This is a genomic window from Flavobacterium plurextorum (assembly GCF_002217395.1).
Lineage (GTDB): Bacteria > Bacteroidota > Bacteroidia > Flavobacteriales > Flavobacteriaceae > Flavobacterium > Flavobacterium plurextorum.
On record NZ_MUHD01000015.1, the window covers coordinates 1 to 13,277 of the forward strand.

A 13,277-nucleotide genomic window follows, 5' to 3' on the forward strand; every position below is an offset into this window, starting at 1 on the left:
ATTAAAACCAACAAAATAATAAAGGACTTTAATAAATATTATACCACTGACGGCTATAATATTTCTGGAAAATCTATTGGAATAAACAGTTCTTTTGCTAAATATTTTGAAATAGAATATGGTTCTAAGAAGAAATTTGCAGTAGAATATTCCCTTCCAAACAAAACTGAAAAAATAACCAAAACGGTTGCAGGGGTTTCTAATGACAGCCGAAAAGAGAATTTCAAAAAACGTCACTCCCTTCCTATTGACAGTCTCCAATATGGAAAAATAAAAAACAAATACTCTTTTCAAGTTATTTCGTCTAACATCTCTTTACTTACCATTAATACTTTTGCAATTGGAAAAAATGCAAAAGATAAAGAACATTTGATTTATAAAAAATACCTTGACAGTTGTTTTCAATACCTTTCTAACAATTCACAAATAAACAATTTAATTGTTGATGTTAGAAATAATGGAGGTGGAACAGATCCGAATGACATCTTGACTTTTTCTTATCTAACACAAAAGCCATATCGGGAAAATGCTTCCGCTTATGTTAGTTTTCAGGAAATTCCGTTTTCAAATTATTTTGTTTATGACGAAAAAGAGCCTCAAAAACAACTGGAAGAAAAAAATGATTTTGAAGCTGATTTAAAAGAAGAATTTCCGAAACTAGAAGAAGAAAAATATCCTCAAGATGAAAAATTCAATCTTTTATTACAACCTAATATAAACAATTTTAAAGGACAAATCTATTTATTGATCAGCCCCAGAATAGCATCTGCAGGATCACTTTTTGGTTCACTTGTTGCAGGAAACACCAACGCTATAACAATTGGGGAAGAAACAATGGGTGGCTATTTTGGTCATAATGGCCACACTCCTATTGAATATGAGCTTCCTAACACAAAGATCAAAACACAGTTTTCAATTGTAAATTTAGATCAGGATGTTCCTAAAAAACCAAATCAGATTTTTGGAAGAGGAATTATTCCTGATCATGAAGTCCAACAAACATACGAAGATTTTATGCAAAACAAGGATACTCAATTTGAATATACTTTAAAATTAATTGATCAGAAATAAACATGGATATTTGGAAAGAATTTGCAAAAGAAACCAATAGCACTTTTAAAGAAGGCAATTCCTGGCACTCAGATTCTGTTTCAGTTCAATACAAAAACTGGAAAATAGTTTTTGACAATTACACTTTATGGTCTGGAAAATATAGCGCGGAAACGACAAGAGTTATTGTCCCTATTTCTTTAAAAGGCGAATTTAAATTTGAAGTTTACAACGAAGGATTTATACGAAAAGTAGAAAAACTATTTGGAGCACAAGATATAGAAATTGGTTTTCCCGATTTTGACAAAGCTTTTACTATCAAAAGTAATAACGAAGCTAAAATAAAAGCATTATTGCGAAACAAAGAAATTAGAGATCTTATTTCGTCACAAAAAGAAGTAAACATACAAATTTGCAATCGAAAAGGCATATGGGAAGAAAAACTTCCAGAAAATGAATTTGAACTATCCTTTTACGCAGATGGAAAAATCACAAATATTGAAATTCTAAAAAGTATTAACCTTTTATTTAAGACATTACTAGATAAATTACATGAAACCAATTCGATTAACTAAAACTAAAAAAATGCTCCATTTTAAAATATTTCTTTTACTGCTTTTGTCCATAAATATAACTGCTCAAGAAAAAAAAGAGACCTATCTTTTTTCAGAAGATATTAGTACAAATTTTGAAAAAGATAAAACTTTACCGCGTTTTCAAGTTGCTGCAACCAATTTTTCTATAAGCGGTTATTACAAACTTGCTCTAGAAACTTGGGACAAACAATTTGAAAACGACTTTTCTAAGAAGAGAACTATTTCAAAAGAAGACAGTATTTATTTTAAAACATTTAACCCTGTAAATGCTAAAGAATACATTATTGATCGTTCTAAAAACGAAAGAATCATTCTTATTAATGAAGCACACAACAATTCTAGACATAGAGTTTTTACAACATCATTATTACAAGATTTATACAATAACGGATATCGTTTTCTGGGACTAGAGGCATTATGGGAAAATTTGAACGATAAAGGATATCCAGTTATAGAAAGCGGCTTTTATACTAAAGAATCTCAATTTGGAAATTTAATTAAAGAAGCAACAGCTATTGGTTTTACCGTTTTTGGATATGAATCAACCTCAAAGACAAGAGATGGCGGAAAAACTAGAGAAATAGAACAAGCAGAAAACATCGTCAAATTAATGAAAGAGAATCCAGATTCTAAATTTCTTATTCATTGTGGATATGAACATATCGTTGAAGGAACGCCAGGAATTAAAACATGGGAAAAAGCGATGGCAGGAAGAATTATAGAAATGACCGGAATAAATCCTTTGACAATAGATCAGACCAATTATTCAGAAAAAGGAACTCCGATATTAAATTCTCCTTATATTGAAATGGTAAATTTAGATTATCCAGTCATTATGGTAAATAATGAAAATCAAACATTTAATGGAGATAAAGATAATCCTAAAAAAATTGACTGCTGCATTATACATCCAGTTACTAAATACAAAAATAACAGACCAGACTGGCTGAGCTTATCAAATGAAAGAAAAACTGTTATGATTAAAAAGTCAAAAATTAAAGAATATCCTGCTTTAATTATGGCTTATAGAATCAATGAATATGAAAACAATGGAATTCCTGCTGATATCATTGAAATTTCAAATCGTGATGAAAAAACAAATTTAATATTGAAAAAAGGTCAGTATAAAATTTTAATCAAAAACAAAAACTATAAAATAGCCACCGAATTTGAACAATCTGTAAAATAGACAAACTCTATTCTATCTGAATAAATCAAGCTTATAGCAAAATGAAAATCAGACAACCATTTCTAAAAATTATGTAACCCTTTTATACGATTCTATTTATAACTTTATTTTCATAAAAAACTCATCTTATGAAAAAGTTATATTATACAACGAATCTATTATTCTTTTTAATGTTAGTTTTATTAGGAGCGTGCAAGAAAAACGACAAAGTAAACCTAACCGAAAATACTAAACCTAGAAAAAAGATTGAATACAAGAAACCAAAATCATCTGTTTCGTTTCAAATTGAAAAAACAAAAGACTGGTTAAAAATCAATGAAGCTGACAGCAGCAAACTTAATATTGTTTATGCATTAAACAGAACGGATAAAGCTAATTTTAAAAAACTTGATTCTGCTGTTATTCCGTCAGATTTTAGTGGGGATTTGGTTTATTATATGCCATTCCCCTTACATGTTTCTGCTTTGGAAGAGGTTTCTAAAATCATTCTTTTCTCTTATCCTGCACAAACTTTTGCCGCTTATGAAAATGGCGAATTAGTTTATACCGGACCAACAAATATGGGAAGAAAAAAAGATCCGACTCCAACGGGATTATTCTTTACGAATTGGAAAGCTGAAAAAACAACAAGTACTTTTAATGACGAATGGGATTTAAAATGGAATTTCAATATCGAGAATAAACTAGGCGTTGGTTTTCATGAATACGAACTTCCCGGTTATCCAGCATCACATTCTTGCTTAAGATTATTAGAAAAGGACGCTAAATATCTCTACAAATTTGCTGATGAATGGATTTTGAAAGACAAGGAAAATGTAAAAGTAAAAGGAACTCCAGTTATAGTTTTTGGAAACTATAATTTTGACGGTCCAAAACCTTGGCTGCAATTATCCTCTAACCCTAAAGCTTTAAATATTTCTGAATCTGAAATTGAAAATGAAGCAAAACCATTTATTCCTCAGATTTTAGAGAATCAAAAATTGAGAGAAGCGGAACAGAATACTTCGCTATAAAACCAAAAAAGGCATAAGAAACTGATTCTTATGCCTTTTTGATATTTGAAAAACTAAAAATTATCTAGAATAATTTGGAGCTTCTTTTGTAATTGTTACGTTATGCGGGTGACTTTCAGTAATTCCGCTTGAAGTAATTCTAACAAAACGTCCTGATTCTTGTAAAGTAGGAATATCTTTTGAACCACAGTAACCCATTCCTGCACGAAGACCTCCAATAAACTGAAGCATGCTTTCGTTTAATTCTCCTTTGTAAGGAACACGACCAACAATTCCTTCTGGAACTAATTTTTTAACATCGTCTTCAACATCTTGAAAATAACGATCTTTTGAACCCGTTTGCATCGCTTCAACAGATCCCATTCCGCGGTATGATTTGAATTTTCTTCCTTCAAAAATAATAGTTTCTCCAGGAGATTCTTTTGTTCCTGCTAATAATGAACCTAACATTACACAATCAGCACCTGCAGCGATTGCTTTAGGAATATCTCCAGTATAACGAATTCCACCATCAGCAATAACAGGAACTCCAGTTCCTTTAATAGCCGCAGCAACTTCTAAAACTGCTGAAAATTGAGGAAAACCAACACCTGCAACGATACGTGTAGTACAAATTGAACCTGGTCCAATTCCTACTTTTACACCATCAGCACCATTTTCTACTAAATATTTAGCAGCTTCCGGCGTTGCAATGTTTCCAACGATTACATCTATTTGAGGGAATTTTGACTTTACTTCTTTTAAAGTGTTTACCACACCTTCTGTATGTCCGTGTGCAGTATCTATAATAATTGCATCTACACCTGCATTTACTAAAGCTTCAGCTCTTTGAACTGCATCTCCAGTAACTCCAATTGCAGCAGCAACTCTTAAACGACCAAATGAATCTTTATTAGCGATTGGTTTTTGAGTCAGTTTTGTAATATCTCTAAATGTAATTAAACCAACTAATTCATTATTAGCATTTACAACTGGCAATTTTTCGATTTTATGCCCTTGTAAAACAACTTCTGCCTGCTCTAATGAAGTTCCTTCGGCAACAGTCACTAAATTTTTACTGGTCATTACCTCAGCGATTGGTCTTGCACCATTTTTCTCGAAACGTAAATCACGATTGGTAACAATTCCTTTCAGAATTCTATTTTCGTCAACGATTGGAATACCGCCAATTCCAAATTCTTTCATGGCATTTTTTGCATCTGCAATAGTTGAAGTTGTTGGTAATGTTACCGGATCGATAATCATTCCAGCTTCTGCACGCTTTACTTTTCTAACCTCAGCAGCTTGCTGCTCGATAGTCATGTTTTTATGTAAAACACTAATTCCTCCTTCTTGTGCCATAGCGATTGCCATTGCACTTTCGGTAACAGTATCCATAGCAGCAGATACGATTGGAACGTTTAATGTTATGTTTCTTGAGAATTTCGATTTGATACTCACTTCGCGGGGAAGCACATTCGAGTAGTTAGGTACTAATAATACATCGTCGTAAGTTAAACCTTCGCCGATAATCTTGGAGTTGTGTGCTATCATGTTGCAATTTCTAGTTGAATTGCGTGCAAATATAGTGAATAAATTGGAAACTTGAATACTAACTTATTCATAAATTTACTTTTACAGGAAAATACTTAAAATTTAAAACTCCAAAAACTAAATTTTAAATTCCAATAAAAGTAAAAATGAGATTCTATTTTTTCTAAGATTTTACTCTTTTGAATCTTGAAAAATAAAATTAAAACCGAATTGAAATGCAATACTATTTGCTTTTGAAACATCTTTATATTCAAAAACATTATCTACAAGAACATACATATTGAGTTTTCCAAGAGTTCCAGAAAGTCCCAAACCGATATTTGTATAAGAATATGGATCAACTGTATAAGTTGCTTTTACATCCAATTTATCCGTAATACTGCGTTTGTAAAAAGCGGTTAATGCGACGTAAGGATCTTTTGGCATTGTCATAGCAAATAATTGCACACCAACAGCATTAAGGTATTTTCGTTCGCTTGAACCTTTGCAATTACAATCTTCATCAGATCTTGTTTCTCCGAATGAATATTGAATAGAAGAATTAAATTTAACAGGACGCCAAGTTGTATATTTATTATATAGTTTTTCTTCTGGAATAGCTTCTTCAAAATCATCTATAATATTACTTGGTTCATTAGTCGCATCAAAACTAGGATTTACTCCATCATACTTATAACTTCCTTTATAAGTTCTGGTTTCAACATCTTTTGATTGTCTAATAAAACCAACATCAAGCACACTTGCAGTAAACTGAAGATTATCTTCTATATTATAAGTAAGTCCGGCATCAAATCCTAAACCAAGACTTCCGTTAAAAAAAGTATTGCGCGCAATATCCTTAGGAATACTGCCATCGTACTCGTCTTTTGTAAATTTTGCTATTCCGGCAGTTTTAAGTTCTAAATTTGATTCAATTATTTGGGTATACATATTTGTTCCCGTGCCTTGTGCTGTATAAATGTATCCTGAATTTTTGGTTGAAGTTGCGTTGGCACCGCTCGAATAAATTTTAGCGCGTCCGCCCAAAACGAGTTTTTTGTTTAATTTTTTATGAAAACCAACATGAAAAACAGAAAGTACTTCGGCACGAACATTTATATCGGCTAAATTGAAGGATTTGCCCATATAATTCTGATTTCCATCAACGGCCAAAATAGCTGCGTCTTTTGGAAAATACATTAAAAAATCAAATTCCTGATAAGCTCCAAATGAAATATAAGACTTACTTTCCTGTCCTCCTATTCTAAATCCGCCTGAGAATATTTCAAGCTGTTGATTAACTTGTGTTTTATCATTTGCTGATGATTTATTGATAACATTTCTGACTTTATCATTAAAATCTACACCGTTGTTGGCAAACAAATCATAAGCAGAAAAACTGCTTGAGCCAACATTTGCAGAAACTCCTGATAAAACGGGAATCCCAAAATAGAATTTATAAGACACATCAGCACCTGGATTAACGAGGGAAGACTGCGGGATTGATGTAAAGTTGTATAATACTTGTTTGTTCTGAGCGAAAGATGAAAATTGAAAAATCAAGATTACAATTAAAAGTGTTTTTTTCATTGTATTTTCATATAAACAATTGCACCTGATTTTAGTTTTAAGTTACCTGAAATGGTTCCTGTTCCTGATCCTGGAACTATACGCACAACAAATGCTATTTTTACAGATTTTTTCAGCCTGACTAATCGTTCTCCTTCAAAAACCTCTGTGGGATATTTTATAATATTTGAACCTCCGGTATAGGTTGGAACATTTAAAGAAATAGTTTCTAAGGGTGCATTATTAGCATCAAGCAGAATCAAATCAACCTCAAAACCTCTGTTAATTGTATTTTCGATTTCAAAATTAAACTCCGCTTTCATCAAATTTTCATTGAAGAACTTGTTTTTAAAAACATCAAAATCTTCTACAGCTGGAGGAATTGGAAATCCCGAACCATTGTCTTCAATTTGATCTGCCGCAATAGTAAAATAAGCCAGATTAGCAACAAAAGTTGGCTGAAGTACTAGATCATCGACTTGATTAAAATCTAAATCACTCGAACAGGAGAGAAATAAAATCGATGAAAACAAAACTATAGAGATTCTATTTATGAAATTTGACTTCATGTTTGTTTTATATAGGATAAATAAAAACGTCTTTCTTTAATTGGATATTGCCTAATTGCTAAATTATTGTAATCTTTTTTAATGAAACTTTCCAAACAATTTTGACGCTTCGTTATACGCACTTTCAAAGCTTAAGGAATTAAGTCCTGTTGCTTTTTTATTCGCAGTAAAATACGAAACCAATTTTTCGGTTGGCATATTTCCTGTTAGTTTATCTGTTGCCATCGGACAGCCTCCAAATCCTTGAATTGCACCATCAAAACGTGCACATCCAGCTTTTGCTGCGGCATCAATTTTTTCAAACCAGCTATCGGGAGTTGTATGCAAATGCGCTCCAAATTCAATTTTCGGGTATTTCGGAATTAAATTTGAAAAAAGATAGGTAATAACTTCTGGTGTCGAACTTCCAACAGTATCTGAAAGTGATAAAATTTTCACTCCCATTCCTGCCAATTTTTCTGTCCATTCAGCCACGATCTCAACATTCCACGGATCTCCATAAGGATTTCCAAATCCCATTGAAAGATAAGTAACAACCTCTTTCTTTTTTTTATCAGCAATCTCTAGAATTTCTTCAAGAGTTATCAAAGATTCTGCAATGGTTTTATGAGTATTACGCATTTGGAAATTCTCTGATATCGAAAAAGGAAACCCTAAATACTGAATTGATTCATGTTCTGAAGCCAAAGCTGCTCCTTGTGTATTTGCAATTATCGACAAAAGTTTACTTGTAGTTTGAGACAAATCTAGCTGTGCCAAAACCTCGGCAGTATCCTGCATTTGCGGAATAGCTTTAGGCGATACAAAACTTCCAAAATCAATAGTATCAAACCCTACACGAAGTAAAGCCTGAATATAGGTTACTTTATTTTTTGTGGGAATAAATGCTTTAATACCTTGCATGGCATCTCGCGGACATTCGATAATCTTGATTTCTTTATTCAAAACGTACTCTTTTGTAATGGCTAAGTTAGTTCCTTTTTTAAAGAAATAAAAATTAAGTCGTTTTGTATAATTCGTTTTTTTTAACCATATAAGCCTCATAAGTCTTATTCCTTTTTTATACCATTACCAAAAATAGTAATAAAACAAAATATTCCTAAAAAAGGTAATAATCAAATATATTACCAATAAATGTAATATTTAAAAATATTACTTATATTTGTAATAGAAATTTTATTATTTTTTAATTATATTTGATGTTATGACTAGTGTAATTACAGGCGACATAATTGATTCAAGACAGCAGCAATCAAAACATTGGGTTGAGGATTTAAAAGAAATCCTAGCTCAATTTGGCGACGCACCAAATCAATGGGAAATTTACAGAGGAGATGAATTTCAAATTGAAGTTAAAAATCCCGAAGAAGCTTTACTTACGGCTATTTTAGTAAAAGCACGTTTAAGAGCTATAAAGCTGGACGCTCGAATGAGTATTGGTTTTGGCAATAAAACACATAGTGCTGCAAAAATATCCGAAAGTAACGGAACTGCTTTTATAAATTCTGGAGAACTTTTTGGAACTTTAAAAAAACAAAAGGTAACACTGGCTTTACGAACTGGCGATAGTATTTTTGACGAAAAGCTGAACTTAATGTTACAACTGGCTTTAACCTTCATGGATAATTGGCTGGTACAATCTGCTGAATTTGTAGCAACAGCAATAGAAAACCCTGCTTTATCTCAGGAAGAAATTGGTCAGAAATTAGGAATTAACCAAGCCGCTGTGAGCCGCAGACAAAAACGTGCTCAATTTGATTTGGTTATGACTTTAGACCGCTATTTTAGAACGCAAATAAAACAACTCACAGCTCCATGATTTTATTTATAAAACTGTTTTTATCTCATTTATTAGGAGATTTTATATGGCAGCCCAACAAATGGGTCGCTGATAAAGAAACGAAGAAACATAAAAGCATTTATTTATATCTTCATGTTTTACTGCACGGAATTTTGGCAGCAATTCTAGTTGGAGAAATTAGTTTTATACCTTACGCAGCATTCATAGCCATTACCCACGGCTTTATAGATTTTATCAAACTTAATTTTCAGAAGAAGAAAACAAAACGCACTTGGTTTGTTGTAGACCAAATTGCACATATTTTGATTCTGATTGCCATCACACTTTTATACCAAAATAAAAATATGATTCATTTTTGGCTTGATGATGAATTTTGGATTTTAGTAACAGGAATTATATTTATCACTAAACCGACTTCTATTTTTATTAAAACTATTATCTCTATTTGGAATCCCGAAAGCCAAAACAGTAATCAGGATAACTCACTTGCCAATGCAGGAAATTACATTGGCATATTAGAGCGTTTATTTATATTCTGCTTTATCCTTTTAGGACATTTTGAAGCAATTGGATTTTTATTGGCCGCAAAATCTATTTTTAGATTCGGAGATTTAAAAGAAGCCAAAGATCGAAAACTTACCGAATATGTCTTGATCGGTACTTTAATCAGTTTTGGAATCGCAATACTTGTTGGACAAGTCGTTCAGACGTTAATTTTATAACTGGCTTAAAACTTTCTTGTTTATTGCTTTTATAAGCGCTGGGCCTTCATAAATAAAACCTGTATACAATTGCACTAAACTTGCACCTGCATTTAGTTTTTCGATTGCATCATCTGCAGAATGAATTCCTCCTACTCCAATAATTGGAAACGCTTTATTGCTTTTTTCCGAAAGAAAACGAATTACTTCTGTAGAACGTTTTGTTAATGGTTTTCCAGATAAACCTCCCATTTCAGATTGGTTTTGAGATTGTAATCCATCTCTTGAAATAGTAGTATTTGTAGCAATTACACCCGCAATTTGAGTTGTTTTTACAATATCTATAATATCTAACAATTGCTCATCTGTAAGATCTGGAGCAATTTTTAAAAGAATTGGTTTTACTTTTTGAGTACTTGTTTTTTGTTTCTCGATATTTCTATCTTGCAACGTCTGCAATAAAGCTGTTAAAGGCTCTTTGTCTTGTAATGCTCTTAGATTTGGTGTATTTGGAGAACTTACATTTACCACAAAATAATCAACATGATCAAACAAAGCATCGAAACAAATGATATAATCGTCAACCGCATTTTCATTTGGTGTCACTTTATTTTTTCCGATATTTCCGCCAATCAAAACTCCTGAATTCTTTTTCAAACGTTCTACAGCTTCAATAACTCCGCCATTATTAAAACCCATTCGGTTAATAATTGCCTGATCTTCTTTTAAACGGAACAAACGCTTTTTAGGATTTCCTTCTTGACCAACCGGCGTTACAGTTCCAATTTCGATAAAACCAAAACCAAAATCAGAAAGTTCCTTATATAACTTGGCATCTTTATCAAATCCAGCCGCAAGTCCAACCGGATTTTTGAATTTAATTCCAAAAACTTCTCTTTCTAAACGAGAATCTTTAACCTCGTAAATAGATTTTATAATTGACGAAACTCCAGGAATTTTTGAAATGAATTTTACAAATGAAAAAGTAAAGTAATGCACTTCTTCAGGATCAAACCAAAAAAGTATCGGACGGATTATCAATTTATACATAAGTGTGTTGTTGTTTTTTTTCGGATGCAAATTTAAATATTATAGTTTAAAAAGGTGCTTTTTTACAAAAAACAAATTACAAGAGTTTTCAAATCAATTTTAGCTTAAAAATTTGAACCTTCTTAAAAAACATGAAATACTGAGTCAAAATTTACTTTTTTGACGTTGCAAGTTATAAAATGAAACGATTTAAGAGCTTGAAGCAAGCTTGTTTGGAGTATTTATTATTTAATTTTGAGCTATTTACAGCTTTAGACTAATATTTTATTAATACAGACTTTAAATGTTTTCTACTATAAATCATATTAAGATAACAGTTCTACTGACAACGATTTTTTATTTAGTTAGTTACAGCAGTGTTACAGCCCAAGAAAATGAAAAAAAAGTATTTAGTCGGCATCATCAAATAGGAATATCAATCAATCACGCTCATGTTTTTGAAGGTCGTGATGATGAAGGAAATCATGAAGTCCTAAATCTGCCTGCATGGGGAGTTGATTACACGTATCAGTTTCATGAAAAATGGGCAATTGGTCTTCACACCGATTTTATTATTGAAAAATTTAAAGTCGAAAAAACATACGCAAGCGGTGATGATAAAGAAACTGTCGAACGCAGTTATCCAATCGCTCCCGCAGTTATGGGAATCTATAAACCTAGCGAATCATGGAGTATTCTTTTAGGATTTGGAGGAGAATTTTCAAAAGAAGAAAACTTCTTTTTGACGCGAGCTGGAGTAGAATATGGTTATGAACTTCCAAAAGATTGGGAAATATTTGGAACTTTCAGCTATGACTTAAAATGGAATGCATATGACAGTTGGGGAATTGGTTTAGGAATTGCAAAAAACTTTGGGGGAAAATAGGCGTATTTAAGTAACTAATAAATTACACAAACATTCTAAGCATATGCATAACGAAAACATTTTAATTCGCATATCGAATACTCTTCTTCTCAGCTTAGTACTATTATTTAGTTTACATAGTTCAGCGCAGCAAGTGAAAGAAAAAGATACCACCAAACTAATTAATGTTCGTTATGGAAATAAAGGAATAGAATTACAAACCAAAGACAACAAATTTCTATTTCAATTGCAAAGCCGGTTTCAATTTCGATTTTCCACTCCAAACGATACTGATCCTTTAACTTATGATGATTACAGCCAAGATAAAAAAACTACTTTCAAGATAAACCGCGCCAGACTAAAAGTTGGCGGTCATGCTTTTGAACCTTGGCTAAAATACTATTGGGAATACGAACTCAGTCAATCCAACTTATTAGATTTCAGGTTAATGATTGAAAAATGGGAATGGTTGAGTTTTAAAGTAGGACAATGGAAGGTAGAATATACTAGGGAACGTTTTATAAGCAGCGGCGAACAGCAAACTGTAGAGCGATCATTGATCAATAGGCCTTTTACTGTAGACAGACAAATGGGAGTTGAAGTTAATGGTCACCTTAAAGGAGCAGGAATTGCCGATTTTAATTACTGGGCAGCTGCTTTGACAGGAACTGGTAGAGGAAATACCAGTAATGACGATAATAATTTAATGTATTTTGGACGCGCTCAATGGAACTTTTTAGGACGATTTCTTGAATTTGAAGGCAGTGATCTAGAATTTCACGAAAAGCCTACTCCAATTATTGCTTTCTCAGCCTTAACAAACCGAAGCCCATATACCCGATTTTCACAATCTGGCGGAGGCTCTTTAGATGGTTATGAAAACGGTGCACCTGGTCAATATCGAGTAAATCAATGGAATCTGGAAACTGCTTTTATGTATCGCGGTTTTTCTTGGCAAAGCGAATGGCATACCAAAGAAATTATTGACAAGCTGAATAATAATGACACAACAACTTTAAAAGGATACTACGTTCAGGCTGGTTATTTTTTTCATAATGTATTTAATTGGTGGCCGCAACACTTGGAAATGGCAGGAAGACATGCTGCCTATCGCCCTGACAACAGCATAAGACAAAATCTGCAAGACGAAACAACTATTGCTTTTAATTGGTTTTTTAAAGGACATAAAAACAAACTTACCTCAGAGGTTTCCTATTTTAGCTTTCAAGACAAAACACTGCCTTTAGAGCAAGGCTGGCGTTTTAGAATACAATGGGATATTTCTTTGTAGAATTTAAATTTTTAATCTAAAAATGATATTGCAAAACTCAAAATATTCGATTTAATATTCTATACAAATTATATTTTTTAATAACTTTAACC

Annotated in this window: 13 protein-coding genes; 8 read left to right on the forward strand and 5 right to left on the reverse strand. The window is 32.3% G+C overall.

Annotated elements, in window-relative coordinates; all coding sequences use genetic code 11:
- The 4 genes from B0A81_RS08380 to B0A81_RS08395 form a co-directional block, all read left to right on the forward strand.
- The coding region (locus B0A81_RS08380) for a S41 family peptidase (protein ID WP_123922169.1) at positions 1–1,071 on the forward strand (1,071 nt) is incomplete at its 5' end.
- 2 nt (positions 1,072–1,073) lie between these two features.
- Positions 1,074–1,625, forward strand: a complete 552-nt coding sequence (locus tag B0A81_RS08385; protein ID WP_089057603.1) for a hypothetical protein — start codon at positions 1,074–1,076, stop codon at positions 1,623–1,625.
- 10 nt (positions 1,626–1,635) lie between these two features.
- Complete coding sequence (locus B0A81_RS08390; RefSeq protein ID WP_123922170.1) at positions 1,636–2,835, forward strand: hypothetical protein; 1,200 nt, start codon at positions 1,636–1,638, stop codon at positions 2,833–2,835.
- A gap of 128 nt (positions 2,836–2,963) precedes the next feature.
- Positions 2,964–3,848, forward strand: a complete 885-nt coding sequence (locus tag B0A81_RS08395) for a L,D-transpeptidase (RefSeq protein ID WP_089057605.1) — start codon at positions 2,964–2,966, stop codon at positions 3,846–3,848.
- A 60-nt stretch (positions 3,849–3,908) separates the two neighbouring features.
- Here B0A81_RS08395 and guaB read toward each other — a convergent pair whose 3' ends face one another.
- From guaB to B0A81_RS08415, 4 genes are all read right to left on the reverse strand, one after another.
- A complete protein-coding gene (gene guaB, locus B0A81_RS08400; RefSeq protein WP_089057606.1) occupies positions 3,909–5,381 on the reverse strand; it encodes an IMP dehydrogenase in 1,473 nt (490 codons plus the stop codon).
- 171 nt (positions 5,382–5,552) lie between these two features.
- Entirely contained in the window at positions 5,553–6,950 is a 1,398-nt protein-coding gene (locus B0A81_RS08405) for a DUF5723 family protein (protein ID WP_089057607.1), read from the reverse strand.
- The gene (locus B0A81_RS08410; protein WP_089057608.1) at positions 6,947–7,498 is read right to left on the reverse strand and encodes a hypothetical protein; all 552 of its coding nucleotides are present in this window, start codon (positions 7,496–7,498) and stop codon (positions 6,947–6,949) included. Before B0A81_RS08410 ends, B0A81_RS08405 begins: the two co-directional genes overlap by 4 nt.
- 78 nt (positions 7,499–7,576) lie before the next feature.
- The gene (locus B0A81_RS08415; protein WP_089057660.1) at positions 7,577–8,443 is read right to left on the reverse strand and encodes a hydroxymethylglutaryl-CoA lyase; all 867 of its coding nucleotides are present in this window, start codon (positions 8,441–8,443) and stop codon (positions 7,577–7,579) included.
- Positions 8,444–8,702: 259 nt separating this feature from the next.
- Between B0A81_RS08415 and B0A81_RS08420 the strand changes: the two genes are divergently transcribed.
- Together B0A81_RS08420 and B0A81_RS08425 are read left to right on the forward strand one after the other, a co-directional pair.
- Positions 8,703–9,317 (forward strand): hypothetical protein, encoded by a 615-nt coding sequence (locus B0A81_RS08420; RefSeq protein WP_089057609.1) that lies wholly within the window; start codon positions 8,703–8,705, stop codon positions 9,315–9,317.
- On the forward strand, positions 9,314–10,021 hold the full coding sequence (locus tag B0A81_RS08425; protein ID WP_089057610.1) for a DUF3307 domain-containing protein: 708 nt from the start codon (positions 9,314–9,316) through the stop codon (positions 10,019–10,021). The genes B0A81_RS08420 and B0A81_RS08425 overlap by 4 nt, the downstream gene beginning before the upstream one ends.
- Here B0A81_RS08425 and B0A81_RS08430 read toward each other — a convergent pair.
- The gene (locus B0A81_RS08430) at positions 10,016–11,050 is read right to left on the reverse strand and encodes a quinone-dependent dihydroorotate dehydrogenase (protein WP_089057611.1); all 1,035 of its coding nucleotides are present in this window, start codon (positions 11,048–11,050) and stop codon (positions 10,016–10,018) included. The genes B0A81_RS08425 and B0A81_RS08430 overlap by 6 nt on opposite strands.
- Positions 11,051–11,333: 283 nt before the next feature.
- Here B0A81_RS08430 and B0A81_RS08435 point away from each other — a divergent pair, with 283 nt between their 5' ends.
- Positions 11,334–11,915: a hypothetical protein gene (locus B0A81_RS08435; RefSeq protein WP_089057612.1), complete on the forward strand. Its 582-nt coding sequence runs from the start codon at positions 11,334–11,336 to the stop codon at positions 11,913–11,915.
- Between the two features lie 43 nt (positions 11,916–11,958).
- The gene (locus tag B0A81_RS08440) at positions 11,959–13,185 is read left to right on the forward strand and encodes an OprO/OprP family phosphate-selective porin (protein WP_089057613.1); all 1,227 of its coding nucleotides are present in this window, start codon (positions 11,959–11,961) and stop codon (positions 13,183–13,185) included.
- Positions 13,186–13,277: the final 92 nt, after the last annotated feature.